The organism is Pseudomonas sp. Eqa60 (assembly GCF_018326405.1).
Lineage (GTDB): Bacteria > Pseudomonadota > Gammaproteobacteria > Pseudomonadales > Pseudomonadaceae > Aquipseudomonas > Aquipseudomonas protegens.
In genome coordinates this window covers 2892266-2917022 of the sequence record NZ_AP024342.1, presented here as the reverse complement: position 1 = coordinate 2917022, position 24757 = coordinate 2892266, and the positions used below count along the sequence as shown (strand labels likewise).

Genomic DNA, 24757 nt, shown 5'->3' with positions numbered 1-24757 from the left:
GTCCGGGATGCGGCACGCCCCCGGAATGCAGTATTGTTGTGCCCATCCAAAAAAACGTCAGAAGCCTTGAGCCGTTCCGACGGTTGTTAAGCGATAGAGGGTGTCATGGGTAACGAAAGCATCAATTGGGACAAGCTGGGTTTTGACTACATCAAGACAGACAAGCGCTATCTGTCGCACTGGCGTAACGGCGAGTGGGACGCAGGCACCCTGACTGAAGACAATGTGCTGCACATCAGCGAGGGCTCCACCGCCCTGCACTATGGCCAGCAATGTTTCGAAGGCCTCAAGGCCTACCGCTGCAAGGACGGTTCGATCAACCTGTTCCGTCCGGACCAGAACGCCGCACGCATGCAGCGCAGCTGCGCCCGCCTGCTGATGCCGCAGGTCTCCACCGAACAGTTCATCGAAGCCTGCAAGGCCGTGGTCAAGGCCAACGAACGCTTCATCCCGCCCTACGGCACCGGCGGCGCGTTGTACCTGCGCCCGTTCGTGATCGGCGTCGGCGACAACATCGGCGTGCGCACCGCGCCGGAGTTCATCTTCTCGATCTTCGCCATCCCGGTCGGCGCCTACTTCAAGGGCGGCCTGACCCCGCACAACTTCCTGATCTCCAGCTACGACCGCGCGGCGCCTCAGGGCACCGGCGCGGCCAAGGTCGGTGGCAACTACGCCGCCAGCCTGATGCCCGGCGCCCAGGCCAAGAAGGCCAGCTTCGCCGACTGCATCTACCTCGACCCGCTGACCCACAGCAAGATCGAGGAAGTGGGTTCGGCCAACTTCTTCGGCATCACTCATGACGACAAATTCGTCACCCCCAACTCGCCATCGGTACTGCCGGGCATCACCCGCCTGTCGCTGATCGAGCTGGCCAAGACCCGCCTGGGCCTGGAAGTGGTCGAAGGCGACGTGTTCATCGACAAGCTGGCGGACTTCAAGGAAGCCGGTGCCTGCGGTACTGCCGCGGTGATCACGCCGATCGGCGGCATCGAGTACCAGAACAAGCTGCACGTGTTCTACAGCGAAAAAGAAGTCGGCCCGATCACCCAGAAGCTCTACAAAGAGCTGACCGGTGTGCAGACCGGCGACGTCGAAGCGCCAGCGGGCTGGATCGTCAAGGTCTGATTCCCCCCCTGCTTCAGCCGAGCCCGCCCCTGGTTGCCAGGGGCGGGCTTTTTCATGCCTGGAGCCTGCAGAATGCCAGCCGAAGGAGGGGCTCCCCTCAGAGGCTGATACCGAACAACATCAGCACCTGTTGCGTTCCATCCACCACCAGCAGCGCGGCCTGGGATGCCATCAAGGTGTAGAAAAAGCTCGCGATCAACACGCAGAGCTCGAACCAGACGAACATCGGCCAGTTGCTGGCGCGCAGCGGCCGCTCCTGCATGAGCTGCCTCACGCCGTTGCGTGGCAGGTGATAGACGATCTCGAACACCTTGGTCTCGCGAAAATTCTTGAACACTGCATACATCACGGCAAAGCCGGTGACAGCCGCCATCCACCAGAAACCGACCAGTTCCACCCCGCTCTGCCCCTGGAACTGGAGGCTGGCGCTCTGTTGGAAAAAAGGAATGCCCACCGCTGAAACCAAAGGCATCACGACCCCGAAGTAGACCACCAGCCCCAGGCTGGCCATGGCCACACCGCTGGCAAACACACTGATGCGGATCACCCAGGCAAGAAACCCGGGGGAAAACTTCGAATAGGCCCTCTGGGTTTCGATCACCAGCAAGGGGATCAGCATGGTCAGCACTCCAACCGCGATGTCCACGACCTTGAACCCGGTCTTGGGCAGCAGCAGCGCCGCCAGGAAGGTCACGCCGCGGCTGCCCACCCGCCACATCATCTTCGCGTCGTCAGTCACTCCCTTCGACCAGAACTCCTCGGTAATGCCCTTGCCGTCATCCACGCCGTCATCCATTGGCTGCCTGCCTCATTGTTCAAAGCCGCCCATTGTCAGGGAAGGCCCTGGGGCCTGCCCAGCGCTATCGCCGCGCGGCTGGCCGATCCGCTTGCCTGGCCGTGCTGCCACCTGGCTGGCCTGGCCGTCGCGCTGCTTGCCGTGGCGAGCCTGGTTGATCAGTGCCGGAATCAACGGCCCCTCCGGCAGGTGCTTCCAGAAGCGCGCCGGCAAATGCCCCTGCATCACCCGGGGGTTGAGCCGCGCCGGGTTGAAGATATGGCTGTAGTAGGCCAGCCACAGCTCGCCCCCGGGGTCTTCACCGGCCTGGGCCAGTTGCCGCCAGGCGCTGGGGCAGCGCCTCTGGTGGTGCAGTTGCGTACCGTCGAAATACACCCCGTCCCGGGGCGTGGCGATCATCCAGCGGTGGCGCCCCATGCGCCCGATGAAATGCCGGCTGGCCTGGGCCAGGATGTCGTGGGCCGGCTCGTGCCAGGCCACGTATTCAGGCTGCTCGGCCAGCTGTGAGCGGCCCGCGGGCAAGCTGACGAAGCGCACGAAGGCATGCAGGTGATGGGCCTCGCGGTCGACTTGCTTGATTCGCCGCTGCAACTCGCTGCCCAGTTGATCGCCGCTGAGCATGGCCGTGCGGTCGCCATGGCTGACCCGCCACAGCACCTCGTACAACAGGCTCCAGCGCTGCTCGCCGCGATAGCAGGCGGCCCGTTCCAGCAGCTCCAGCAGGGCCAGGGGAATCCGCGCACGAAACGGACCGGGCTGCTCAGGGCAAGCCTCATCGCTGGCGAACAGATCGGCGTCCTGCGTCCCGGACCAACTGACCCGGCTCGGGTCGATGGAATGGCTGAGCAGCCAGCGCGCCTGCTGGCGCCAGGTGTCGAACAGGTCGTCACAGTCCAGGCTGATCATCCCCAGAGCCCCATCTGCTGCGGTTGCGGGCGTTCCCGCAGTTGCTGGTAGAGCAGCGCGCTGCTGGTCTCCGCCTGCTGCGGGTGATAGTCGCTGGTGATAAAGAACGGCCTGGCCTTGCTCAGCACACAGCGCATGCGCGCCAGGTCCTCGTAGCGGATACGCCGCTCGCGGCGCAGTTCCACCAGGCGCTGGGTAGTGCGCAGGCCGATCCCCGGAATGCGCGAGATCAGCGCCGGTTCGGCACGGTTCAGGTCCAGGGGAAACACGCTGCGGTTGTCCAGGGCCCAGGCCAGCTTGGGGTCCATGTCGAGGGCCAGGTGCCCCGGCCCCTGGAACAGTTCGTTGGCGCTGAAGCCATAGCCGCGCAGCAGGAAGTCGGCCTGGTACAGGCGGTGCTCGCGCATCAGCGGTGGCGCGGCCAGGGGTACGCTTTTCGGGCTGTTGGGAATCGGGCTGAAGGCCGAGTAATAGACCCGGCGCAGGCGGAAGTTGCCGTACAGCGCCTCGGCGCTGTGGAGGATGGTGCTGTCGTCGGTGTCATCGGCGCCGACGATCATCTGGGTGCTCTGCCCGGCCGGGGCGAAGCGCGGCGCCCGGGGCTCGTTGAGCACCGTCTGCTCGCCGGTATAGATGGTGCCCATGGCCTGCTTGATCGAACCCAGGTGCTTTTCCGGGGCCAGGGCCTTGAGGCCCTGGTCGGTGGGCAGCTCGACGTTGACGCTGAGGCGGTCGGCGTAGCGCCCGGCCTGCTCGATCAGCAACGGGTCGGCGTCGGGGATGGTCTTGAGGTGGATGTAGCCACGGAACTCGTGCTCTTCGCGCAGCAGCCTGGCCACCTGCACCAGTTGCTCCATGGTGTAGTCCGCCGAGCGGATGATCCCCGAGCTGAGGAACAGCCCGCTGACGCAATTGCGCCGGTAGAAATCCAGGGTCAGGCGCACGACTTCCTCGGGGCTGAAGCGTGCCCGGGGTACGTCGCTGGAACGGCGATTGACGCAGTACTGGCAGTCGTAGAGGCAGAAATTGGTCAGCAGCACCTTGAGCAGCGAGACGCAGCGCCCGTCCGGCGTATAGCTGTGGCAGATGCCCATGCCATTGCTCGAACCCAGCCCGCTCTTGCCTTCGGAACTGCGCTTGGGCGCGCCGCTGCTGGCGCAGGAAGCGTCGTACTTGGCGGCGTCGGCGAGGATGCTCAGCTTGTCGATCAGTTGCATGGTCGGGCCCGGATACTGTTTTTATATACAGTACAGAGTAAAACCCCGGGACCACAAGAGAGCTGCCGGGGGGAAATTGAAAAAAAACGTCTCGCCACCCCGTCGGCAGCCTGGAGCTATTGGCGAAAATCCTTAAGATACCCCCCGCGCCCACGCCCCCTGGAAAGGACTCTGCCCCATGCATCGCCTCTACCGTTTCTGCCTGTTCGGCATGGCCTTGCTGTCGAGCATTGCCGCCAGCGCCGCGCCCACCGACCAGGAACTGATCGCTGCCCTGTACGCCAAAGTCCAGGCCCGGCAGGACTGGCAGGCCCAGGCCAGGCAATGCCCCGGCGACAACATGCCGGCCAGGGCCGCGATACGGGCCACGCAGGCCAACCGCTGCGAACCCCCGGAGCAGCTGGGGGCCTGCCTGCAGCGCTGCGAGGCCGGCGACGGCAACGATTGCTACTGGCTGGCAACCACCCTGCAACAGGCCAAAGGGCCGGTCGAAGGCTATGAACCGCTGTACCAGCGCGCTTGCAGCCTGGGCCTGGTCTCCGGCTGCACCAACCGCGCCGCCGGCATGCTCACGGCCGACGCCGACAGCCAGGGCACCCGGCACTGTGCAGTGCAGACCTTCAACAAGGCCTGTGAGCTGGATGACCCCTGGGCCTGCACCATGTACGGCTTCCACCTGAGCCGGGGCATAGGCGTAGCGCCCGACGCCGATCTGGCGCTGAAGGTGCTGGATAAATCCTGCAAGCACGGCCCCGCCGACCCTGCCTGCAGCGGTGCCCGCCAGTTGCAGGAAGACATTCGCAACGCCCTTGAGGCGGCGAAACGCTGAATCGTCCCGGGAACGGTCTCGCTGGCAGGAGCCAACTTGCCAGCGCCCGGGCGTTCAAGAACTGCGCGGCGCCACCGGGCTTTCGCGATTGCGCTTGAAACGCTGGCGCAGCCACTCGTAGCCGCTGACCATGACAATCCCCGCCAGCACCAGCAACGCGCCGAAAATGAAGTTCGGCTCCAGCGGCTCATGCAGCAGCCAGACCCCGAAACCGATGCCGAACAGCGGGGCCATGAACGACAGCACGCCCAACCGCGAGGCCGGGTAGCGGCGCAGCAGGGTGAACCAGATCAGGAAGCTGGCGAACGACACCACCAACACCTGGAAGCCCAGGCTGGCGACCACCAACGGAGTGAAATGGATGCTGGTCTGATCGCTCAGCAGCGCCGCCAGCCCGAGCCAGACAAAGGCCCCCAGCAGTTGATACTGCAGGGTCCGGGTGGTGGGGCTGGAGGCTAGCCGCGAACAGCGCACCACCACGGTGGTCGCGCCCCAGGCGACCCCGCCCAGCACCCCGAGAAAATCCCCCAGCAGCACATGGCTGCCACCGCCGTGCCCGGCCGCGGCGGGGCCGCTAAAGGCCACGACTATGCCGCCAAAGGCCACACCGATACCCAGCCACTGCGCGGGTTTCAACCGCTCGGCCGGCATCAGCCAGTGCAGCCCCAGGGCGGCGAAGATTGGCGCGGTATAGAGAAAGATCGCCATGTGCGAGGCCGTGGTGTAGCGCAGCCCTTCACCCACCAGCAAAAACTCCAGGGCGAACAGCCCGCCCACCAGCAGGCCCGGGCGCCAATGGCCGTCGCCCAGCCCCAGGCGCTCGCCGCGCCAGCACATCAGCAGGCCCACCAGCAGCGCCGCGCCGCCGGAGCGCAGGGCAATCTGCAGCACCGGGGCGATGTCCGATGCAGTGGCCTTGAGCGCCACCTGCTGCAGGCCCCAGATCGCGCACAGGCCGACCATCAGGCTGCAGGCGGTGGCATCCAGGGGTTGGCGAGTGGCCATGGCAGATCCTTCATCGAGAAAAAGTGATGAAGGATTGTCCGCCTGACAGTTTTCCTAGATATAGTTTTAATCCGCCAGCCCATAGCACTTATCCGCCAACCGGTGCCCGCCGTGAACAAAGCCGCGCAACAGTTGCACCTGCCGCCTTTCAGCGAAGCCCTGCCGGCGCCGATCTTCTTTCGCGCGGCCAACCTGCCGGCCCACGCCACCTACCCGCGCCACCGCCATCCGTGGGGCGAGTTCGTCTATGCCTACAGCGGGGTGATGGAAATCGAGCTGGGTGACCACCATTACCTGGCGCCGCCGCAGTACGGCATCTGGCTGCCGCCGAATGTCGAGCACATGGGCTTCAACCGCCACGAAGCCTGCCACTGCTCGCTGTACCTGGCGCCCGAGCTGTGCGCCGCCCTGCCCGCCCGGCACTGCGCCCTGAGCCTCAGCCCGCTGGTCCTGGCGCTCCTGGACGACCTACGCCAGGCGCCACCGGGTCTGCCCCAGAGCGACGAGCAACAGCGCCTGTTGCAGGTGCTGGTGGACAAGCTGGGGCATGCCTCCTGCGCCGGCAGCTACCTGCCCTCGTCCGACGACCCGCTGCTGGGCCCGGTGCTGCGCACCCTCAAGGCCAACCCAGGCGACCCGCGCTCGCTGCCGCAACTGGCCCATGCCGCCAACACCAGCGAACGCACGCTGATGCGGCGCAGCCAGCGCGAGCTGGGCATGTCACTGGTGGAATGGCGCCAGCGCCTGAAGGTGGTGCAGGCCCTGGCCCTGCTGGAACAGGGACGGACCGTGGAAAGCATCGGCCTGGACCTGGGCTACAGCAGCGCCTCGGCCTTTATCAGCATGTTCCGGCGGATGATGGGTACCACCCCGGATGAATACCGCCGCCAAGCCATGGGCCGCGACTGAGCCCGACGCGCCTATTGATGCTGCACCTGCATCATGGAACTGACCTGCACTTGCGCGTGCATCTGCTCCGCCCCGCCACCGCGACGCATGCCGCGTACCGGGCAGGCGTCCAGATAATCCAGGCCCACCGCCAGTTTCAGGTGGCGCTCGGGGCGGTCCAGGCGGTTGGTCACGTCGAAGCTGTACCAGCCGTCATCCAGCCAGGCTTCGGCCCAGGCATGGCTGGCCAGGTGGCTCTGGTCCTCGGTGCACAGGTAGCCGGACACGTAGCGCGCCGGTATGCCCAGGCTGCGGGCGCAGGCCAGGAACGCATGGGTGTGGTCCTGGCAGACGCCGGCACCGCCGGCAAAGGCTTGCGCGCCGGTGCTGCCAACCCCGGTGGCGCCAGGGCTGTAGGGCATGTGCTCGGCCAGGGCCTGCATCAGCTCGATCAGCGCGGCGCGATCGCGGCGCTCGCCACAATGCTGTCGGGCAAAGTCGCTCAGGGCCGGGTCGGCCTTGCTCAGGTGGCTGCTGCGCAGGAACGGCAGCGGCGACTGGCTGTCGCCCTCCACTTCGCGCAGCGGGTCGATCTGCACTTCGCCGAAGGCGCTGAGGACGATCGCGCCGTGGGGCTCGTCCAGGGTCATGACGTGGAGGATGTTGCCGTAGGGATCGCGCTGGGCACGCACCCGCCGCGGCAGCTCCAGGTGCCATTGGAGGATCTGCTGGCGCAGGCTGTTCTGGGGCGTCAGGCGCAGGAACTGGATGCTGGTGCAGACTTCATCGGTGTAGCTGTAGGTCGTGTCGTGACGAATGGACAGTTTCATACCACCTCCAGATAGGACTCGTGCACGGTTTGCCCCAGGTGGCGGATCTGAGCGATGCAGTCGGTCAGCCACTGGTGCAGCCCGGAGTCGAGAATCTCGTTGATCCCGGTGTAGCGCAGCCGCGCATTCAGCTCGGCGGCCAGGCGCTGTGCCGGGCGGCCGTTGTCCCCCGGCAGGGCGGCGAGGATCTGGTCCAGCTCCTCGACGCAGGCGTGCAGCGAGCGCGGCACATCGGCGCGCAGCAGCAGCATTTCGGACACCTGCTCGGCCCCGGGGCGTTGCGGTAGATCTCGTTGAACGCCTCGAAGGAGGACAAGGCGCGGAGCAAGGCGCTCCACTGGTAGTAGCCGCGGGCCGAATCGTCGCTGACCTCCTCGGACTCCTCGCCGAACATTTCATAGCGCGCATCCAGCAGGCGCAGGGTGTTGTCGGCGCGCTCGATAAAGGTCCCCAGGCGGATGAAGCGATAGGCATCGTTGCGCATGATGGTGCCGGCGGTAGCGCCGCGGAACAGGTGCGAACGCTCCTTGACCCACTCGCAGAACTGGCTGATGCCATAGCGCCCCAGGCCGTTGCGGGCGATGTTGCGCATCTCCAGCCAGGTGGCGTTGATGTTTTCCCACATGTCGGCGGTGATCCGCCCGCGCACCGCGTGGGCGTTGCTGCGTGCCGCGCGCAGGCAGCAGTAGATGCTGCCCGGGTTGCTCTCGTCGAGGGCGAAGAAATGCAGCATGCGCTCGCTGTTGAGTTCGCCGTGGCGCTGGTGGTAATCGTCCAGGGTGCCGGCGGCCAGCAGCGACATGGCCAGTTCGGCCTGGCCGTCGCCGCGCCCGGCCTGGGGCATCAGCGACAGCGAATAACTGACTTCGAGCATGCGTGCCAGGTTCTCGGCACGCTCCAGGTAGCGGGACATCCAGTACAGATCGGCTGCGGTTCTTGAAAGCATGGTTCAGTCCTCCACCACCCAGGTGTCTTTGGTGCCGCCGCCCTGGGACGAGTTGACCACCAGCGAGCCCTCGCGCAACGCGACTCGGGTCAGGCCGCCGGGCACCAGGCGGGTTTCCCGGCCCGAAAGCACGAACGGCCGCAGGTCGATATGCCGCGGCGCGATGCCGCTTTCGACAAAGGTCGGGCAGGTGGACAGCGACAGGGTCGGCTGGGCGATATAGGCCTCGGGCCGGGCCTTGATCCGCACGCGGAATTCCTCGATCTGCGCCGCCGTGGCCGCCGGCCCCACCAGCATGCCGTAGCCGCCGGAACCCTGGGTTTCCTTGACCACCAACTGCGCCAGGTTGGCCAGCACGTGGGACAGTTCGGCGGGCTTGCGGCACTGCCAGGTGGGCACGTTCTTGAGGATCGGTTCCTCGCTGAGGTAAAAGCGGATCATCTCGTCCACATAGGGGTAGATCGACTTGTCGTCGGCCACCCCGGTGCCCACGGCATTGGCCAGCACCACGTTGCCGCAGCGGTAGGCGGCGATCAGCCCGGGCACCCCGAGCATGGAATCGGGGTTGAACGACAGCGGGTCCAGGTAGGCGTCATCCAGGCGTCGGTAGATCACGTCCACCGCCTGGGCACCGGCGGTGGTGCGCATGTACACCCGGTCGTCACGCACGAACAGGTCGGCGCCTTCCACCAGTTCCACGCCCATCTCCCGGGCCAGGAACGCATGTTCGAAATAGGCACTGTTGAAGCGCCCCGGGGTCAGCACCACCACGGTCGGGTTGTCCAGGGGGCTGGAGCTTTTCAGGGTGTCCAGCAGCAGGTTCGGGTAATGGTCGATGGGCGCGATGCGCTGGGCGGCGAACAGTTCGGGGAACAGGCGCATCATCATCTTGCGGTCTTCGAGCATGTAGCTGACACCGCTGGGGGTGCGCAGGTTGTCTTCGAGCACGTAGTAGCTGCCGTCGCCGTCGCGCACCAGGTCGACCCCGGCGATATGGGCATAGATGCCGCGGTGCAGGTCCAGGCCCTGCATCGCCACCTGATAGCCCTCGTTGGCCAGCACCTGTTCGGCGGGGATGATGCCTTCCTTGAGAATCCGCTGGCCGTGATAGAGGTCGGCGAGGAACAGGTTCAGCGCCTGCACCCGCTGGATGCAGCCGCGCTCCACGGTGCGCCATTCGCTGGCCTTGATGCTGCGGGGAATGATGTCGAAGGGAATCAGGCGCTCGGTGCCCTGCTCGTCGCCGTACAGGGTGAAGGTGATACCGGCGCGGTGGAACAGCAGGTCGGCTTCGCGCCGGCGCTGGTCCAAAAGTTCCAGAGGAGTGTCCGCCAGCCAGCGGGCAAACCCCTGGTAGTGAGGCCGGCAGACGCCATCGGCAGCATACATTTCATTAAAGAAAGCGCGGGACATAGCCAACTCCTTGCCGTGACGTGAACGGCTTTTTATTTGAACCCTGTGTGTGCGTGACCCGGCTTCGAGCGTGAGGGGCCCAGCCCCCCCTGAAAGAGTGATAGCAATCGCTATGCCGCAAATGCACGGTGCGCCGCCCCGGAGGTGGCCCGTGGCAAAAATGACCGCTTAGCGACAAATAGATTCAAAAAAGAGACACAAAGAAAGCTGGAGAACACCCAGCAGCAAAGCCCCAGCAGCGTAGCCGGCGCCGCTCGCGGCCCTGCGCGAACAGAATCGGTGCACAAAGCCCCCGCGCTGAATGTTTTGCCCCGTTATCGGGAGTTTTCCGGCCAATGCCGCCCCACAGCGCGGCCTTGAGGCGCCATCGCGGGGCCCTGAGCACTGACCATCAGCGCACCATCAAGGTTCAAAGACTTGGCGCCGCTGCCCCCGGCAACCTCAGGCGCCCGGCAGGCACGCCAGAATCACGGCCAGCGCCTGCTGCGGTGAGAGCTGCGCGGTGTCCAGGCGCAGCGGCGAGCTCGCCCAGGGCTGATAGTCATGCTCGAGCACCGATTTCCAGCTGGGCGGGCGCAGGCCCGGCACGTCCAACTGGCGGGTCTCGACCCGGCGCCGATGCTCCGCAAGATCGGAGCACACCACCTCGATCTCCAGCAGCCTCACCCCCTGTCTGCTGGCCAGGGCCTGCCAGGCCTGGCGGCTTTCCTGCACCGGATTGACGCAGTCGGCCAGTACCCGATTGCCCAGGGCCAGGTTGGCCTCCGCCAGTTGCAGGGCAATCTGGTAGCCGGCCTTGCCCACCTGCGCCAGGCCAGCGTCACGCAGGCCCTGTTCGATGCTGTCGATGCGCAGGTAGGTGGCCGCCAGGTGTGGCGCCAGGGTACGGGCGATGGTGGTCTTGCCGGTGCCCGGCAAGCCGCTGAAAACGATGAGCATGCAAGGCCCTGCCAACGTTGAAGGACGCACAGCTTTACCACTATTGCCACAGGCGTCCAGCCCCGGGCTTGAGGACGGGCCGCCACTAGCCCTGATCCAGGGACGCCCGACCACCGCCCGGCAGCGCACTTGCCCAAGCCCCGGCAACCCAGGAAAATGGGCCGATTTTCTGCGCCCTCCCGTGATCTATATTGACTTCCAGCATTGACGGTAGGCTCTTGTATGGTGGCTGCTCAGCCTGCCACTCCTTCTCGACTCATCCTTGGGCCGTTATTCGTTCAGGAGCCCCAATGCCTCGCTTCATCCTGCCCATGCTGATGTGGCTGACATGCCTCCCGGCGATGGGCGACCCCGCGCGCGCCTTGCAACTGCTCAACTATGAATCTCCCCACCACCAGCCACTGCCATTGAGCGGCGACGATTGGCAATGGCTGCGCAACAAGCGTGAACTGGTTCTGGGCACCTCGCAGCAAAACCTGCCACCGCTGGAAATGGTCAACGAAGCCAAGGAATACGAAGGCATCACCGCCGACTATGCCGGCCTGCTGGGCGATGCCCTGGGCGTGAAGATCAGCGTTCGCGCCTATGACACCCGCGAGCAGGTGTTCAGTGCCCTGGCCAAGGGTGAGATCGACTTCATGGGCAGCGTCACTCAAGGCGAGGCCGAGCGACGTCAACTGTTGCGCAGCCAGACCTATCTGGCCACTCGCCCGACACTGGTCGCTCGCCTGGGGGATTCACCGTCGCTGAAAAACGGTTTGCAGGGGTACAGGCTGGCCATTTCCCTGGACACCATCAGCCTGCCCGTGGCCCAGGCCATGTACCCCAAGGCCCGGATCGAAAGCTATACCAGTGCCGATGCGGCCATGGCCGCGGTAGCCTTCGGCGATGCCGACATGCTGCTTGGCGACGCGGTGCTGGCGCAGTTTCTGATCTCGCGCAACTACAGCGACTACCTGCGGATCATCTACAGCGGCCCGGCCAGCACCAGCGGCTTTAGCTTCGCGATGGCCCCGGACAACCAACGCTTGCAGCACCTGCTCGACAACGCGCTGCAAGCAGTCCACAAGGAGCAAGGCACCAGCATCCGCAATCGCTGGGGCGACCGTCTGCTGCTGAGCATGGAGAAAACCAGCCTGACGGCCGAGGAACAGCGCTGGATCGAAAACAACCCGGTGGTGCGCATCGGCATTCACCGCTACCTGCCGCCGATGTCCTACTTCGACGCCGACAACAATTACCTGGGCATTACCGCCGACCTGCTGACCATGCTGGAGGCCAAGACCGGGCTGAGCTTCGACATCACTGCGCTGCCCAGCTTCAAGGACCTCAACGAGGCCGTGCGCAACGGCCGGGTGCAGATGGTTGCCGACCGGGCGCGCACCCCAGAGCGCGAAACCTACCTGCAATTCACCCGGCCCTACCTGGTCGGGCCCTACATGCTGGTCACCCGCGACGCCGCCGATGCGCCGAAAAGCCTCGAAGACATGGCCGGCAAGACCCTGTTGATCGGCAGCGGGCATGCCCTGGTATCGCAGTTGCGCCAGCGCTATCCACAGATCCGCATCAAAGAGGTGCAGACCAACTTCGAAGCCCTGTCGCTGCTGCGCGACCACAAGGCAGACGGCACGGTGCAGGCGGAAATCGCCGTCAGCTTCAACCTGCCGCGCATCAAGGAGGACCAGCTCAAGGTCAGGCCAGCCCTCGACCTGCCGTTGCTCAATGAATCCTTTGCCGTGCGCCGTGACCAGCTGGAGTTGTTCAGCATCATCGACAAGTCCTTGCGCAGCATCTCGCCCGACGCCATCACCGAGCTCAACAATCGCTGGCGCTCCAAGGCCGCCGTCGCCCCGCCCTCCTGGCGCGACTACCGCACCACCCTCTACCTGGCCGGGGCCGGTTCGATACTCCTGTTACTGATCTCCCTGGCCTGGGGCTACGCCATGCGACGCCAGGTTCGCCAGCGCGAACAGGCCGAACACGCCCTCAACGATCAGTTGCGCTTCATGGACGCACTGATCAACGGTACGCCCAACCCGATCTACGTGCGCGACCTGAAGCGGCGCCTGGTGATCTGCAACGACAGTTACCTGAAGAGCATGGGCAGCGATCGCCAGAGCATGCTGGGGACCGATCTGGAACAACTGACGGTGCCCGAAGCCGAGCAGTTCGCCAAGGACCTCCAAAGCATCTTCGACGGTGGCCCGCCCTTGCTGATCGACCGTACGGTGCATATCCGCGGCCAGGAGATGCGGATCTACCACTGGATGCTGCCCTATCGAAATGCCGAGGGCGAAATCCAGGGCATCATCGGCGGCTGGCTGGACATCAGCGAGCGCCAGCAACTGCTGCAAGAGCTGACCCAGGCCAAGGATGAGGCAGACAAGGCCAACCGGGCCAAGACCACCTTCCTGGCCACCATGAGCCATGAGATCCGCACGCCCATGAGCGCGGTGCTGGGCATGCTCGAACTGGCGCTCAAGCGCGCCGACCAGGGCCAGCTCGACCGGCCTTCGATCGAGGTGGCCTACGGTTCGGCGCAAACCCTGCTGGAACTGATCGGCGATATCCTCGACATTGCCCGGATCGAGAGCGGCCACCTGAGCCTGAGCCCTGCGCGAGCCAACCTGCGGGGGCTGGTGGAGCCGGTGTTCCGGGTCTTCGACGGCCTGGCCCGGCAAAAGGGCCTGCGCCTGGAGTTGGAGCTGGACAGCCACGCCGGTGACGATGTGCTGGTGGATCCACTGCGCTTCAAGCAGATCCTCTCCAACCTGATCAGCAATGCCATCAAGTTCACCCAGCAAGGCGGTGTACAGGTGCGCCTGGCGACCGGGCCCAGCGAACCGGAGTACCTGGCGTTGCTGCTGACGGTCAAGGACAGCGGCATCGACATCGCCGCCGACGACCTGCAACAGTTGTTCAAGCCGTTCAGCCAGGTGCTCGGGCAGCATCAGGATGCCCGTTCCGGCACCGGCCTGGGGCTGGTGATCTGTCGCACCCTGTGCGAAATGATGGGCGGCACCCTGACCCTGCACAGCCAGCCCGGGCAGGGCACCGAGGTGCAGGTGCAACTGCGCCTGAGCCGCCTGCCCGCCCTGCCGCAGGCCCCCACCGTGCTCCCGCCGGCAGCGCCAGCGGTCGCCGCGCGGCAGGCGCTGCACATCCTGGTGGTGGATGACAGCCAGGCCAACCGGCAGTTGCTCTGCGAGCAGTTGAAGTACCTCGGCTACTCGTTGAGCCAGGCATGCAATGGCGCCGAGGCGTTCGAGATCTGGCACCAGGAGCCCTTCGACCTGGTCATCACCGACTGCAACATGCCGGTCATGAGTGGCTATCAACTGGCCCGGCATATTCGCGCGAGCGAACGCGAACAGCAGCGCACGCCAGTGCACATCCTCGGCTTTACCGCCAATGTCCAGCCTGAAGAGGAACAGCGCTGCCGCGATGCCGGAATGAACGGTTGCCTGTTCAAGCCCATCGCCCTGCCCGACCTCGACCTGCGCCTGCGCGACCTGGCCGCGCTGCCCCGCGTGCAATCGCAGGCCCCCCACGAGCGCTATGACATCCAGCAGCTCGACTACCTCACCGATGGCGACCCCAAGGTCATCCAGCGAGTACTGCGCAGCTTGCACCAGAGCAACCAGCAAGACCTCATGCACATCCGCGAACTGCTGGCCAGCGAGACCCACCAGGGGGTTGCCGACCTGGCCCATCGGATTCGCGGCGCGGCACGAATCATCAAGGCGCAGGCGCTGATCCAGGAATGCGAATACCTGGAGCAAGCCTGCCTGCAGGGCGCCGCCAGCACCGAGATCAAGGCCGCACTGGCTCGCCTGGAGCAGGCCATGCTGGGGCTCGATCGCGACCTGCTCGATGCCCTGCAGCCCGAATGAAGCACGGCCCGGGCTTTCGAACTGGAGCTTGCAGACGTCAGCCGCCGAGGCGTTGCAATTCAATGACGGCCGAGGACGACAGCGGCCGGGCCGGCTGGATCAGGGCCATGCCAAAGCGCTTGCTGATGTAGCGACCGCCGGTGCCGGTCAGGCTCAGGGCACGGCTGTCCAGGTCCTGGATCAGCCATTTGCGCTCCAGCAAGGCCTGCAACAGCGCCGCCCCCAGGGCGCCCCCCAGGTGCGGACGGCGCATGCTCCAGTCCAGGCACGGGCAGGCGAAGCGTCGACGCAAGGCCTTGAGCCCGGCCACCTCGATCCCCAGGCTGCGGAAAAATTCTTCGCCGCTGTCGCTGACCCGGTAGGCCTCGCCCTCCCCGGCCGCCAGCAGCCAGCCGGCCTCGAACATCCGGTCGTGCAGCTGCACCCCCAGGGTGCCCGCCAGGTGGTCGTAGCAGGTGCGGGCGAACTGCAGGCGGTCCGGGGTGCGCGGGGTGAAGCGGGGCGCGCGGCCCTGGCCAATCACCATCAGCGCCTCAAGGGCCTGGGCCACCAGCGGGTCGCCGAGGCAGTAGTAACGGTGCCGGCCCTGGACCTGCACCCGCAATAGCCCCGCCTCCTTGAGCTTGGCCAGATGGGCGCTGGCGGTAGAGGTGCTGACCTCGGCAATCGCCGCCAGCTCGGTGCTGGTGCGTGCGTGGCCGTCCATCAGCGCACAGAGCATGCGGGTGCGCGCCGGCTCGGCGATGGCCGCCGCCACTTGGGATACCCCGACGTCGTTCTGCACTACATTCATATTTCGCTCCCTGACGAATCGTGTCTTCGAAAGGGTCAGGATAGTAGCAGCCTGGATATCTGCCGAACAAAGAGATAAATCATGGACGCGATCAGCGCTGCTACTCACTCAGACCCGTACTTCTACTACACCCGCCTCCGCGCCCGGGGCGGCCTGACCTACGATTGCGCCCTCAGGCTATGGGTCGCCAGCAGCGCCGCGGCGGTGGCAGCGGTGCTCGACCACCCTGCCTGCCAGGTGCGTCCCAGTACCGAGCCGGTACCCCAGGCCATTGCCGGAAGGCCGGCCGGGCAGTTGTTCGGCCGCCTGATGCGGATGAACGATGGCCCGCGCCAGCGTTGCCCGCGTGCGGCCATCGAACCGGCCTTGCAGGGCCTCTGTACCGCCGGGCTGGAGACCCATCTGGCCCGGTGGCAACCGGCCCTTGTGGCTCCGGCCTGCGCTGGCGACCTGCAACGCTGGCAGTTCGTACTGCCGGTGGCGCTGCTGGCCAGCCTGCTTGGCGTCCCCGCCGGACAGTGCGAAACACTCGCCCGGCGCACCGGGGAATTCGTCGCCTGCTTCTCGCCCCTGAGCGATCAACCCCGATTGCAGGCCGCCGACCGGGCAGCACTGGAGCTGGACGCGCAAATGCAGGCCCTGGTGCAGGCCCCGCAACACAGCCCGCTGCTGCGGCAGATTCTCGACCGCAGTGGTGAGCTTGCTCCAGCGGACCTGCGGGCCAATCTGGCGGGCTTGCTGGCGCAGACCCATGACGCCTGCGCCGGCCTGGTCGGCAACAGCCTGGTCGCCCTGCTGGCTGCACCGGCCATGCGGCAGCGCCTGCGCCAGGAACCGAGCCTGCTGGGCGACTGGCTGCTGGAGCGCCAGCGCCTGGACCCGCCGGTGCAGAACACCCGGCGCTTCGTCACCGCGCCCTGCACCGTGCACGGCGTGGAACTGCAAGCCGGCGAAACCATTCTGGTGCTGCTGGCCGCGGCCAACCAGGACCCGGCGCTAGCCGCCATTACCGGCAGCAACCCGGCGCATCAGGGCTTCAGCTTCGGCGCCGGAACCCACCGCTGCCCGGGCCGGGAGCTGGCCTTGGGCATAGTCCAATGCCTGTTGCACGCCCTGCTGCAGGGCCCCGGCCTGGATGCACTGGCCCTGGACTGGCAGTACCAGGCCTCGGTCAACGGCCGTATTCCGCTGTTCAGCGACCGCGGGGAGGCCGAACAATGATCGCGGTGATCTTCGAAGTGCTGCCAGCTTCGGGCCAACGCGACGCCTACCTGGAGCTGGCGGCCGGGCTGAAAAACCAGCTGGAGGAGATTGACGGTTTCATCTCCATCGAACGCTTCCAGAGCCTGGCCCAGCCGGAAAAACTGCTGTCCCTGTCGTTCTGGCGTGACGAGCAGGCCGTGGCCCAGTGGCGCAACCTGGAATGCCACCGCCAGGCGCAGGCCCGGGGCCGCGGTGAGGTATTTGCCGACTACCGGCTGCGGGTGGCGACGGTGCTGCGCGACTATGGACTGCAAGAGCGTTGCCAGGCCCCTGCGGACAGCCGCCGGTTGCATGGCCGCTGAAACCGTCGGCCTTGGCCCGGCGCCCGGCTTGAGGTAAAACGTGCGCCCGCGGTGGCGGCACGCGCCACCACCTAGCCCGGAACAAGGAGCCTGCATGCTGTTTGTGGTGATGCTGGGGGGCAAGCACCCCAGAGCGAAAATCGAAGTCCATGATGTGCAGTTCGTGGTCGCCGACAGCCTCGAAGCGGCCTACCCGCAACTGCGCGAAGGCTGGTTCGGCAGCCCGGCGGGGTTGCACATCGACTCATGGATGCGGGTGGACGGTATCGAAGACTACAGGCTCGAACTCAGCGCCCTGGCCCCGGCGGCGGATGCGCCACGCCTGTACTTCATCAACCTGGGCGGCTATGAAGCAGCGACCTTCGGCGAAGCCCACCGTTACCTGCTGGTGGTGGCCCGGGACAAGGCGCAGGCCAAGGCCAAAGGCAAGCAGCAGATGCTTGCCCACTGGCACAAATCCCACACCGATGCCCTGCTGGACGTCGACGACTGCCTGCCCATCGACCTGGCGGACGGCCGCTACGTGCACCTGGTGAAGGGCCCTCACCAGGGCATCGTGCAGCACAACGACTACATCATCCTGTAGCGGCCGGCTGGCAGGCCAGTGAAGCGCGCACAGGCCGGCTATGCTGGCGGTTTTCTTCAGGGAGCAGAGCCATGCCGCTATGTTTGCGCAACGCACCGCAAGACGACACCCAGCGCCTGACCGTCAACGAACACAATGCCCGGGCGATCCGTTTCTACCAGCGCAACGGCTTTGTGAGGGGCGGCGAAACCCTGTTCCCCTGCGGCGCCGACCTGCACCGCGACTGGGTCATGCTGCGCCGTTGAAGCGGCCCCGCCATCAGCCCGCGCCAGGCGTCAGGTCACCCAGCTCAAGGTCATCGATGGATACCACTTGCTCCAGCAGAAAGGCGCGCAGGCCGTCGATCTGTTCCCGGCGCGGGCTGTCCCGCAGCCACACCAGGTAATAGCCGTCCCCCGACGCCAGCGCACGGGGAAACGGCAGGCTGACCAGGCCCTGGCGGATGTCCTCGGCCACCAGGTACAGGTCGGCGATGGACAGCCCGTGGCCACGCATGGCCGCGCAGATCGCCTGGTCCAGGGTGTCGAAGACGTTGCCCCGGTCCAGCCGTACCTGCCCCAGCAGGCCCTGGGCCTGCAGCCAGCGCCGCCAGTCGCGGCGGTCCGCCGAAGGGTGGATCAGTGGCGCCTCCCTGAGCCGTTCCAGGGTCCAGGGCGGCGCATCCACAGCCTCCGGAGGGCCGATGGGAATCAGCCACTCATCGAACAGCTTGCAGGCCTCGACCCCGGCGCCGAACTGCCCGTTGCCCAGCAGAATCGCGCAGTCATAGGGCTCGGCATGAAAATCCACATGATCGAAATCCATCCACACGCTGGCCAGTTGCACCGCCAGCGACGGCTGCTGGTGCTTGAGCTGGTCCAGGGCCCGCAGCAGCCAACGCATGGTCAGTGTCGAAGGGGCCTTGAGGCGTAATTGGCCACTGCCGCTGCGCAGCGGCAGACAGGCGTCCTCGATGATCCGGAACCCGGCCTTGAGCTCCCGGGCCAGGCGCTGCCCGACGTCAGTGAGTACCAACCTGGGGCCGTGGCGCTCGAACAGGCGGCAGCCGAACTGGCTTTCCAGGGTGCGGATATGCCGGCTGATTGCGCTTTGGGTCAGGGACAGCTCCTCTGCGGCCCGGGTGAAGGAGCTGGAACGGGCCGCCACTTCAAAGGCGCGCAAGGCATAGAGCGGCGGCAGGGACTCGACCATCGGCAAGCACTCAGCATGATTAAAAATCATAGTAGGTCACAGCTTTTTGCGTTTTTCAACGCAGGCTCAAGCCTTCAGGCTAGGGCCTTTGCCAATGACCGAGGAGTTGCCGGGTGGATGTGAACATGTCGTTATTGCTGGCCTATACCCTGAGCGTGCTGATGCTGGTGGCGACCCCGGGGCCGGTGGTGGCGCTGATCGTCAGCACCAGCATGAACGCCGGCCCGCGCCAGGCGCTGCTGACCGCCCTGGGCACCAACGCGGCGTCGTTGCTGCTGGCCCTGCTGGCGGTGCTGATGCTCTCCGGCGGGCTGGCCCTGGACCCACGGCTGATCCACTGGATCAGCGTGCTGGGCTGCTGCTTCATTGCCTGGCTGGCCGTGCAGGGGTTGCGCGAGGCGGCCGCCCAACCCGCTGCGCAAGCACCGGCCAAGCCCCTGGCCGGGCGCGGCAGGGGCCTGGCCACCGGCTTTGTGGTGGGCATCGGCAACCCCAAGGACATCATCTTCTTTGTCTCGTTCTTCCCCCAGTTCATCCAGGTCGGCCGTACCTTCGAACACAGCGCACTGCTGCTGACCCTGGTCTGGGTACTGATCGACCTGGCGGTGCTGGGGGCCTATATCCTGGTGGCACGCCAGGGCTTCTCGCTGAAGTACAAGCGCCTGGTGACGGGGGTGTCGAGCCTGGTGCTGCTGGCAGTGGCCGTGGTGGGGCTGGCCTATTCGCTGCTGGAACTGTACCGCCCGGGCGCCACCTGAGGCGCCCGGCTTCAGACGCTGCGCAATTCCAGGGTCAGGTGCGACAGCCCCGGCAGCGCGGCCAGGCGCGCACGCACGGTCTCGGCACTGAGCGAGGCCCGGGCCACCACACTGACAATCGCCGCCCGGGCCCCGGGGCCCACCTGCCACACGTGCAGGTCGACGATACTGGCATCCCCCGGCCCTTCCACCGATGCGCGGATCTGCCCGGCCACCTGCTCATCGCTGGCATCGAGCAACACCGCGGCGCTGGACTTGATCAAGGCATAGGACCAGCGGGCAATCACCAGCGCGCCGACAATGCCCATCGCCGGGTCGAGCCAGACCCAACCCAGGTAGCGCCCGGCCAGCAGCGCGGCAATGGCCAGCACCGACGTCAGGGCATCGGCCAAAACATGCACATAGGCCGAACGCAGGTTGTTGTCGCCCCCGGCCCGGTGCGACTGGTGATGCTCGTGATGCTCGTGATGCTCGTGATGCTCGTGATGCTCGTGATGCTCGTGATGCTCGTGATCATGAGAGTGGCCGTGGGAATGGCCATGATGGTCGTGCCCCCCGCCCAGCAGCCAGGCGCTGAGAATGTTCACCAGCAACCCCGCCACGGCGATCAGCGTGGCTTCGCCAAAGGCCACGCGAGTGGGCTGGAACAGCCGCACCAGGGATTCGCCGGCAATGCCCAGCGCCACCAGGCCGAGAATGATGGCCGAGGCAAAGCCCGCCAGGTCGCCGACCTTGCCGGTGCCGAAACTGAAACGCCGGTTGCCGGCATTGCGCCGGGCAAAACCGTAGGCCGCCGCCGCGATGCCCAGGGCCCCGGCGTGGGTGGCCATGTGCAGCCCATCAGCCAGCAGGGCCATGGAACCGGTGAGGTAACCGGCGACGATCTCCCCCGCCATCATCACCACCGTCAACAGCACCACCCACAGCGTGCGGCGGGCGTTGTCGTCGTGATCAGCACCGAGAAACTGATGATCGTGGGCCAGGTGTGCAGCCTGCTGAGACAGGTTCATGAGCGGCTCCTACTTGGAATAACGGCGGATGGCTTCAAGCAGTTCATCCACGCCCCGGGCCCGCTCGGCATCGCTGAGCTCGGGGTTGGCCACGTGCTCCAGGGCATGGGCTTCGATGATCTCGCCCATCAGGCCGCTGATGGCGCCCCGAGTGGCGGCCACCAGGTGCAGGGTCTTGCCGCAGTCGGCCCCGCTTTCCAGGGCTCGCTCCACAGCCTGGACCTGGCCGAGAATGCGCCGGACCCGCTTGAGCAGCTCATCTTTCTGCGCGTGAGTGTGCGACATACCTATACCCCCTATACCTATATAGAGCGCATCTTGCTCCCCTGCCCTCGACAACGCAAGCCGGCCCGACGATGCCGAACGGTTCAAGCGCAGCCAGTATTTTGCGCGGATCGACACCTGGGACTGGGAGGTCGATACCCAGCGCCTGTACTGGTCGGAGGCGATCTACGGCATGCTCGGCTTCCAGGCGATGTACGAGGCCCGGCGCAGCGGCAACAACCACTACCGTCTAGGGCAATAAGCCGCTGCCTAGGCCTCGGCGCCTTCGCCCAGCAGGCGTTGGCGCAGGAATCCCAGGGCGCCCTGGAACAGCGGGTGCCATTGCTCCGACGGCAGGCTGGCCAGGGGCTGCCAGAAAAACTCGAACCGATGGCCGCCGTCATCCGCGGTGAAATGGCTCCAGCTTTCCGGCAACGGCGCTGGCACCCGGCATTCATGGAAGGCCCACACCTGGCCGCAGAAACCCGAATGCCAGAGCCCCAGGAAACCGCTTTCCCCGGCCTGGACACCGGCCTCTTCCGCCAGCTCGCGAACGGCTGCAGTAGCCGTGGACTCCCCCGCCTCCACCGTGCCCTTGACCAGTTGCAGGCCGGCCAGCGGATGGCGGAAAGCCAGGATCTCCAGCTCGGTGGAATGGCGCAGCACCACCGGGCAGGCTTTATTGGCACGCATAGGCCCCTCGCTCCTCAAGCCTTCAATCGTCCCGGGTCAGCACTTCCAGCAACTCGATCTCGAAGATCAGGTTGGAATTGGGCGGGATGGCGCCCATGGAACGCTCGCCATAACCCAGGTGCGCCGGCACCAGCAGCTTGCGCTTGCCGCCCACCTGCATGCCCATCAGGCCCTGGTCCCAGCCCTTGATCACCCGGCCGGTGCCGATCACGCACTGGAACGGCTTGCCACGATCATAGGAGGAGTCGAAGCTGCTGCCGTCCTCCAGAAAGCCCCGGTACTGGGTGGTGATCAAGGCGCCCTTGACCACAGTCTTGCCGTCGCCCGGCTGGATATCGATGACCTGCAATTCGTCGCTCATGGTTCACTCCCGTTCAAGCATTGCCCCGTCACGGGACTGCGGCGCGCTTTTTCGCAGAATTGCCCCGGCTTGGCAATCACTGTGGCGCCACCTCGATCAGGGTATCGGTATCGAGAAAGATCGCCCCCAGCGCCATCGCGACCTCCTCGACGCTGGCGAGCCCCGGCTTCCAACTGATCTCAAGGCTGGGCAAGCCCCGGCACCAGGCCTGGGAATCGCCAAAATGCAGGGTCAGGCGGCCCGGGGCCAGCAGCACCTGGCGGATGCCGCCATAGCCGGACACTGCCTGGCCGCCCAGTTCCACATGGTAAGTGTCCATGCCCAACTGCCGGTCCTGCTCGTCAAAGCATTCGGCGCGCTGCAACAGCAGGTAGTGCCCGGGCTGCTGCCCGTCGTCGGCAAAGCCCAGGATCTGCACCTCGTCTTCAGTGCAGGCACTGTAGCCAGTGGCATGAAATTTCAAACTCATCGCTCCTTGCTCCTTATTCGCGGTCACTGGCGCAACAGCCCGCTTTCATAATCCAGCCAATCCTGCTCAAAGCACTCCTGCAGGTACTCCAGCACGCTGTCCAGCGACACCGAGGCAGGCACATTGACAGCAAGGAACGCCTTGCTCATGCCCTCCCAGCTGCAGCCCAGGGCGTTGATCCGCGCCAGCACCTCGGGGGTCCGGGCCCTGCCGGCGTCAAAGAACACCAGGCGCAACGTGCTGTTGCCACTGCTGCGCCCGACCCGCCTGAACCACTTCAGGCCATCGGCCTCCACCTGGACTTCGACGTCGTCCTCGTAACAGGCATCCTGGGAGTAGAACGGAAGGTTGGCGATACGGTACAGGCCATCGGGCTGGCGTTCGGCCCAGACCCCTTCGCTGGCCACCGGCGGATAGTCGTCCACCACCGTCAACCTGAGCATGATCTTGTCCATCACCTGTCCCTGGTTCATTGAATAAAAGGCAGCGGAGCCCTTCGGTCCCCGCGCAAGCCGAGCGCTTTTTCGCAGAATTGCCGCCCCTTGGCAATCATTGACGGGTCGCCGGCGAAGGTGTGTCACCGAACAGGAAGATTCCGTTACCATTGCCGCCCCCACGCCTCACTCGATAAGGACATCCCATGGCCACCGCCGATATCGTCGCCCTGGTGCTGCTCGCCGCTCTGGCGCTGTACCTGGTCAGCCTCTACAACCGCCTGACCACCCGGCGTACCCGTCTGCGCAATGCCTTCGCCCAGATCGAGGTGCAACTCAAGCGCCGCTACGACCTGATCCCCAACCTGCTGGAAACCGTCAAGGGCTACCTGCAGCACGAGCGCCAGACCCTGACCGCCCTGGCCGAGGCTCGCAACAGTGCCCGGGACAGCCTGCAAGCGGCTGCTGCGCAACCCGGTGACAGCGCCAGCATCGCCCGCCTGGGCCAGGACCAGGGTGCCCTGGACCAGGTCCTCGACCGCCTGCACCTGAGCCTGGAGGCCTACCCGGAACTCAAGGCTTCGCAGAACATGGCGCAACTCAGCGAAGAACTGACCAGCACCGAGAACAAGGTCGCCTACGCGCGCCAGGCCTTCAACGACGCCGTGACCGACTACAACCTGTGCAAGCAGCGGGTGCCGGCACTGTTTTTCGCCGGGCTGTTCGGCCACCGGGCCGATGCCGCCCTGCTGCAATTCGCCGACAGCGCGCGCATTCAAGACGCCAGCAAAGTCTCCTTCCAGTAACTGCACCTGCCCCCGGAAACCTGCATGAAGTTCTTTCAACACCAGGCCCGAGCCCGGCGCCACACCCTCAAGCTGGTGCTGTTGATGACCCTGGCGGTAGCCACCCTGGTCAGCCTCAGCAGCCTGGGGCTGGGCCTTGCATGGCGCGAGCTGAGCCAGGAATACAAGCAGCCCAAGGTCTTGAGCTGGACCGCAGTGGCCGTGGTGGCGCTGCTGATGCTGCTGGTGGTGCTGCTGGGCAGTTGGTACAAGAGCTGGCGCCTGCGGGCCGGCGGCAAGGTGATCGCCGAGCATCTGGGCGGGCGCCTGATCAACGATTCGCCCCGGGGCAGCGAGGAACAGCGACTGCTCAATATCGTCGAGGAAATGGCCCTGGCCTCGGGCGCCACCATGCCTGCGGTGTATGTGCTGCCGGAAGACGGGATCAACGCCTTCGCCGCCGGACTGACACCGCAGCAGGCGGTGCTCGGCATCACCCGCGGAGCCCTGGTCCACCTCGACCGCGACGAATTGCAGGGCATGGTGGCCCATGAGTTCAGCCACATTCACAACGGCGACATGCGCCTCAACACCCGCTTGCTGGCGGTGATCCACGGCCTGCTGGTGTTCAGCCTGGCGGGCATCGCGGTGCTACGCCAGGCTGAAAAGCAGCACCTGGGCAGCGACCGCCACCGCTTCTTCTGGCAGATCATCTTCGCCGTGCTGGGCCTGGCCCTGCTGGTCTTCGGTTCCCTGGGCAGCCTGCTGGGCAACCTGATCAAGGCCGCCATCTGCCGTCAGCGCGAGTTTCTCGCCGATGCCTCGGCGGTGCAGTTCACCCGCAACCCCCAGGGCATTGCCGGCGCCCTGAAAAAGATCGGCGGCAGCAGCGCCGGTTCGCGCCTGCGCGCCTTCGCCGCCGCGCAGTACAGCCACCTGTATTTTCACCAGGGGGTGAAACTGCGCCTGGGCCGCCTGATGGCCACCCACCCACCGCTGGCTGCGCGCATCCAGCGCCTGGACCCGCAGTGGGATGGGCGCTTCAAGCCGCTGTAAGGGCC

General features: G+C 65.8%; 25 protein-coding genes and 3 pseudogenes. 12 read left to right on the top strand and 16 right to left on the bottom strand.

What is annotated here, in order from left to right; translation table 11 throughout:
• The first annotated feature begins 105 nt into the window (after positions 1-105).
• On the top strand, positions 106-1125 hold the full coding sequence (locus KI242_RS13505) for a branched-chain amino acid aminotransferase (RefSeq protein ID WP_011060826.1): 1020 nt from the start codon (positions 106-108) through the stop codon (positions 1123-1125).
• Positions 1126-1222: 97 nt separating this feature from the next.
• Here the strand turns inward: KI242_RS13505 and KI242_RS13500 are convergent, their stop codons facing one another.
• Genes KI242_RS13500 through KI242_RS13490 form a run of 3 tightly spaced genes read right to left on the bottom strand, consistent with a single transcriptional unit; the run spans position 1223 to position 4044 of the window.
• Positions 1223-1921 (bottom strand): hypothetical protein, encoded by a 699-nt coding sequence (locus KI242_RS13500; protein WP_019094318.1) that lies wholly within the window; start codon positions 1919-1921, stop codon positions 1223-1225.
• A gap of 12 nt (positions 1922-1933) precedes the next feature.
• Positions 1934-2827, bottom strand: coding sequence for a TIGR03915 family putative DNA repair protein (locus tag KI242_RS13495; RefSeq protein WP_053150924.1), 894 nt, complete (start codon positions 2825-2827; stop codon positions 1934-1936).
• Complete coding sequence (locus KI242_RS13490; RefSeq protein ID WP_015635263.1) at positions 2824-4044, bottom strand: putative DNA modification/repair radical SAM protein; 1221 nt, start codon at positions 4042-4044, stop codon at positions 2824-2826. Before KI242_RS13490 ends, KI242_RS13495 begins: the two co-directional genes overlap by 4 nt.
• 178 nt (positions 4045-4222) lie before the next feature.
• Between KI242_RS13490 and KI242_RS13485 the strand changes: the two genes are divergently transcribed.
• Positions 4223-4873, top strand: coding sequence for a sel1 repeat family protein (locus KI242_RS13485; RefSeq protein ID WP_212806250.1), 651 nt, complete (start codon positions 4223-4225; stop codon positions 4871-4873).
• 54 nt (positions 4874-4927) lie between these two features.
• On the opposite strand, the gene KI242_RS13480 is transcribed toward KI242_RS13485, so the two are convergent.
• Complete coding sequence (locus tag KI242_RS13480) at positions 4928-5878, bottom strand: DMT family transporter (protein ID WP_123473214.1); 951 nt, start codon at positions 5876-5878, stop codon at positions 4928-4930.
• 111 nt (positions 5879-5989) lie between these two features.
• On the opposite strand from KI242_RS13480, the gene KI242_RS13475 reads away from it, so the two are divergent.
• Complete coding sequence (locus KI242_RS13475) at positions 5990-6787, top strand: helix-turn-helix domain-containing protein (RefSeq protein WP_015635259.1); 798 nt, start codon at positions 5990-5992, stop codon at positions 6785-6787.
• 11 nt (positions 6788-6798) lie between these two features.
• Here KI242_RS13475 and KI242_RS13470 read toward each other — a convergent pair whose 3' ends face one another.
• The 4 genes and pseudogenes from KI242_RS13470 to KI242_RS13455 form a co-directional block, all read right to left on the bottom strand.
• On the bottom strand, positions 6799-7596 hold the full coding sequence (locus KI242_RS13470) for a transglutaminase family protein (protein WP_011060817.1): 798 nt from the start codon (positions 7594-7596) through the stop codon (positions 6799-6801).
• Positions 7593-8542, bottom strand: a pseudogene (locus tag KI242_RS13465) (alpha-E domain-containing protein). Before KI242_RS13465 ends, KI242_RS13470 begins: the two are co-directional and overlap by 4 nt.
• A gap of 3 nt (positions 8543-8545) precedes the next feature.
• Positions 8546-9955 carry a circularly permuted type 2 ATP-grasp protein gene (locus tag KI242_RS13460; protein WP_212806249.1) on the bottom strand — a complete coding sequence of 470 codons (1410 nt, stop codon included), beginning with the start codon at positions 9953-9955 and terminating at the stop codon, positions 8546-8548.
• Between the two features lie 441 nt (positions 9956-10396).
• The gene (locus KI242_RS13455) at positions 10397-10894 is read right to left on the bottom strand and encodes an AAA family ATPase (RefSeq protein WP_065363793.1); all 498 of its coding nucleotides are present in this window, start codon (positions 10892-10894) and stop codon (positions 10397-10399) included.
• Between the two features lie 290 nt (positions 10895-11184).
• On the opposite strand from KI242_RS13455, the gene KI242_RS13450 reads away from it, so the two are divergent.
• Positions 11185-14787 (top strand): transporter substrate-binding domain-containing protein, encoded by a 3603-nt coding sequence (locus tag KI242_RS13450; RefSeq protein ID WP_212806248.1) that lies wholly within the window; start codon positions 11185-11187, stop codon positions 14785-14787.
• 37 nt (positions 14788-14824) lie between these two features.
• Here KI242_RS13450 and KI242_RS13445 read toward each other — a convergent pair whose 3' ends face one another.
• Positions 14825-15580 (bottom strand): metalloregulator ArsR/SmtB family transcription factor, encoded by a 756-nt coding sequence (locus KI242_RS13445; RefSeq protein WP_041117618.1) that lies wholly within the window; start codon positions 15578-15580, stop codon positions 14825-14827.
• Between the two features lie 81 nt (positions 15581-15661).
• On the opposite strand from KI242_RS13445, the gene KI242_RS13440 reads away from it, so the two are divergent.
• From KI242_RS13440 to KI242_RS13425, 4 genes and pseudogenes are all read left to right on the top strand, one after another.
• Entirely contained in the window at positions 15662-16801 is a 1140-nt protein-coding gene (locus tag KI242_RS13440; RefSeq protein ID WP_077933919.1) for a cytochrome P450, read from the top strand.
• Positions 16798-17145: an antibiotic biosynthesis monooxygenase gene (locus KI242_RS13435; protein WP_015635252.1), complete on the top strand. Its 348-nt coding sequence runs from the start codon at positions 16798-16800 to the stop codon at positions 17143-17145. The genes KI242_RS13440 and KI242_RS13435 overlap by 4 nt, the downstream gene beginning before the upstream one ends.
• Before the next feature lie 94 nt (positions 17146-17239).
• Positions 17240-17731 (top strand): DUF1543 domain-containing protein, encoded by a 492-nt coding sequence (locus KI242_RS13430; protein WP_015635251.1) that lies wholly within the window; start codon positions 17240-17242, stop codon positions 17729-17731.
• Between the two features lie 113 nt (positions 17732-17844).
• Positions 17845-17976 (top strand): annotated as a pseudogene (locus KI242_RS13425) (GNAT family N-acetyltransferase); the annotation flags it as partial.
• 13 nt (positions 17977-17989) lie between these two features.
• On the opposite strand, the gene KI242_RS13420 reads toward KI242_RS13425, so the two are convergent.
• Positions 17990-18922, bottom strand: coding sequence for a LysR substrate-binding domain-containing protein (locus tag KI242_RS13420; RefSeq protein ID WP_183000480.1), 933 nt, complete (start codon positions 18920-18922; stop codon positions 17990-17992).
• 119 nt (positions 18923-19041) lie between these two features.
• Here KI242_RS13420 and KI242_RS13415 point away from each other — a divergent pair, with 119 nt between their 5' ends.
• A complete protein-coding gene (locus tag KI242_RS13415; protein ID WP_041752745.1) occupies positions 19042-19680 on the top strand; it encodes a LysE family translocator in 639 nt (212 codons plus the stop codon).
• Positions 19681-19691: 11 nt separating this feature from the next.
• Here KI242_RS13415 and dmeF read toward each other — a convergent pair whose 3' ends face one another.
• Both dmeF and KI242_RS13405 read right to left on the bottom strand, forming a co-directional pair.
• A complete protein-coding gene (gene dmeF, locus KI242_RS13410; RefSeq protein WP_212806247.1) occupies positions 19692-20690 on the bottom strand; it encodes a CDF family Co(II)/Ni(II) efflux transporter DmeF in 999 nt (332 codons plus the stop codon).
• Positions 20691-20699: 9 nt separating this feature from the next.
• Positions 20700-20975, bottom strand: a complete 276-nt coding sequence (locus KI242_RS13405; protein ID WP_011060804.1) for a metal/formaldehyde-sensitive transcriptional repressor — start codon at positions 20973-20975, stop codon at positions 20700-20702.
• 70 nt (positions 20976-21045) lie between these two features.
• Between KI242_RS13405 and KI242_RS31775 the strand changes: the two are divergent.
• A pseudogene (locus KI242_RS31775) lies at positions 21046-21162 on the top strand (diguanylate cyclase); the annotation flags it as partial.
• A 62-nt stretch (positions 21163-21224) separates the two neighbouring features.
• Here KI242_RS31775 and KI242_RS13400 read toward each other — a convergent pair.
• The 4 genes from KI242_RS13400 to KI242_RS13385 form a co-directional block, all read right to left on the bottom strand.
• Complete coding sequence (locus tag KI242_RS13400; RefSeq protein ID WP_019094389.1) at positions 21225-21647, bottom strand: NUDIX domain-containing protein; 423 nt, start codon at positions 21645-21647, stop codon at positions 21225-21227.
• A 22-nt stretch (positions 21648-21669) separates the two neighbouring features.
• Positions 21670-22008, bottom strand: coding sequence for an FKBP-type peptidyl-prolyl cis-trans isomerase (locus tag KI242_RS13395; protein WP_015635244.1), 339 nt, complete (start codon positions 22006-22008; stop codon positions 21670-21672).
• Positions 22009-22084: 76 nt separating this feature from the next.
• Positions 22085-22477, bottom strand: a complete 393-nt coding sequence (locus KI242_RS13390; RefSeq protein WP_015635243.1) for an Imm10 family immunity protein — start codon at positions 22475-22477, stop codon at positions 22085-22087.
• A 23-nt stretch (positions 22478-22500) separates the two neighbouring features.
• Positions 22501-22932, bottom strand: coding sequence for a DUF4265 domain-containing protein (locus KI242_RS13385; RefSeq protein WP_019094391.1), 432 nt, complete (start codon positions 22930-22932; stop codon positions 22501-22503).
• 185 nt (positions 22933-23117) lie between these two features.
• Between KI242_RS13385 and KI242_RS13380 the strand changes: the two genes are divergently transcribed.
• The gene (locus tag KI242_RS13380) at positions 23118-23717 is read left to right on the top strand and encodes a LemA family protein (protein ID WP_015635241.1); all 600 of its coding nucleotides are present in this window, start codon (positions 23118-23120) and stop codon (positions 23715-23717) included.
• Between the two features lie 24 nt (positions 23718-23741).
• Positions 23742-24752: a M48 family metallopeptidase gene (locus KI242_RS13375; RefSeq protein ID WP_015635240.1), complete on the top strand. Its 1011-nt coding sequence runs from the start codon at positions 23742-23744 to the stop codon at positions 24750-24752.
• The last annotated feature ends 5 nt before the right edge of the window (positions 24753-24757 follow it).

Excerpts from the sequence above, each read along its gene's own strand:
- KI242_RS13505 (WP_011060826.1), top strand. The coding sequence starts at position 106 with ATGGGTAACGAAAGCATCAATTGGGACAAGCTGGGTTTTGACTACATC.
- KI242_RS13500 (WP_019094318.1), bottom strand. The coding sequence starts at position 1,921 with ATGGATGACGGCGTGGATGACGGCAAGGGCATTACCGAGGAGTTCTGG.
- KI242_RS13495 (WP_053150924.1), bottom strand. The coding sequence starts at position 2,827 with ATGATCAGCCTGGACTGTGACGACCTGTTCGACACCTGGCGCCAGCAG.
- KI242_RS13490 (WP_015635263.1), bottom strand. The coding sequence starts at position 4,044 with ATGCAACTGATCGACAAGCTGAGCATCCTCGCCGACGCCGCCAAGTAC.
- KI242_RS13485 (WP_212806250.1), top strand. The coding sequence starts at position 4,223 with ATGCATCGCCTCTACCGTTTCTGCCTGTTCGGCATGGCCTTGCTGTCG.
- KI242_RS13480 (WP_123473214.1), bottom strand. The coding sequence starts at position 5,878 with ATGGCCACTCGCCAACCCCTGGATGCCACCGCCTGCAGCCTGATGGTC.
- KI242_RS13470 (WP_011060817.1), bottom strand. The coding sequence starts at position 7,596 with ATGAAACTGTCCATTCGTCACGACACGACCTACAGCTACACCGATGAA.
- KI242_RS13460 (WP_212806249.1), bottom strand. The coding sequence starts at position 9,955 with ATGTCCCGCGCTTTCTTTAATGAAATGTATGCTGCCGATGGCGTCTGC.
- KI242_RS13455 (WP_065363793.1), bottom strand. The coding sequence starts at position 10,894 with ATGCTCATCGTTTTCAGCGGCTTGCCGGGCACCGGCAAGACCACCATC.
- KI242_RS13450 (WP_212806248.1), top strand. The coding sequence starts at position 11,185 with ATGCCTCGCTTCATCCTGCCCATGCTGATGTGGCTGACATGCCTCCCG.
- KI242_RS13445 (WP_041117618.1), bottom strand. The coding sequence starts at position 15,580 with ATGAATGTAGTGCAGAACGACGTCGGGGTATCCCAAGTGGCGGCGGCC.
- KI242_RS13440 (WP_077933919.1), top strand. The coding sequence starts at position 15,662 with ATGGACGCGATCAGCGCTGCTACTCACTCAGACCCGTACTTCTACTAC.
- KI242_RS13435 (WP_015635252.1), top strand. The coding sequence starts at position 16,798 with ATGATCGCGGTGATCTTCGAAGTGCTGCCAGCTTCGGGCCAACGCGAC.
- KI242_RS13430 (WP_015635251.1), top strand. The coding sequence starts at position 17,240 with ATGCTGTTTGTGGTGATGCTGGGGGGCAAGCACCCCAGAGCGAAAATC.
- KI242_RS13420 (WP_183000480.1), bottom strand. The coding sequence starts at position 18,922 with ATGGTCGAGTCCCTGCCGCCGCTCTATGCCTTGCGCGCCTTTGAAGTG.
- dmeF (WP_212806247.1), bottom strand. The coding sequence starts at position 20,690 with ATGAACCTGTCTCAGCAGGCTGCACACCTGGCCCACGATCATCAGTTT.
- KI242_RS13405 (WP_011060804.1), bottom strand. The coding sequence starts at position 20,975 with ATGTCGCACACTCACGCGCAGAAAGATGAGCTGCTCAAGCGGGTCCGG.
- KI242_RS13400 (WP_019094389.1), bottom strand. The coding sequence starts at position 21,647 with ATGCGTGCCAATAAAGCCTGCCCGGTGGTGCTGCGCCATTCCACCGAG.
- KI242_RS13395 (WP_015635244.1), bottom strand. The coding sequence starts at position 22,008 with ATGAGCGACGAATTGCAGGTCATCGATATCCAGCCGGGCGACGGCAAG.
- KI242_RS13390 (WP_015635243.1), bottom strand. The coding sequence starts at position 22,477 with ATGAGTTTGAAATTTCATGCCACTGGCTACAGTGCCTGCACTGAAGAC.
- KI242_RS13385 (WP_019094391.1), bottom strand. The coding sequence starts at position 22,932 with ATGGACAAGATCATGCTCAGGTTGACGGTGGTGGACGACTATCCGCCG.
- KI242_RS13380 (WP_015635241.1), top strand. The coding sequence starts at position 23,118 with ATGGCCACCGCCGATATCGTCGCCCTGGTGCTGCTCGCCGCTCTGGCG.
- KI242_RS13375 (WP_015635240.1), top strand. The coding sequence starts at position 23,742 with ATGAAGTTCTTTCAACACCAGGCCCGAGCCCGGCGCCACACCCTCAAG.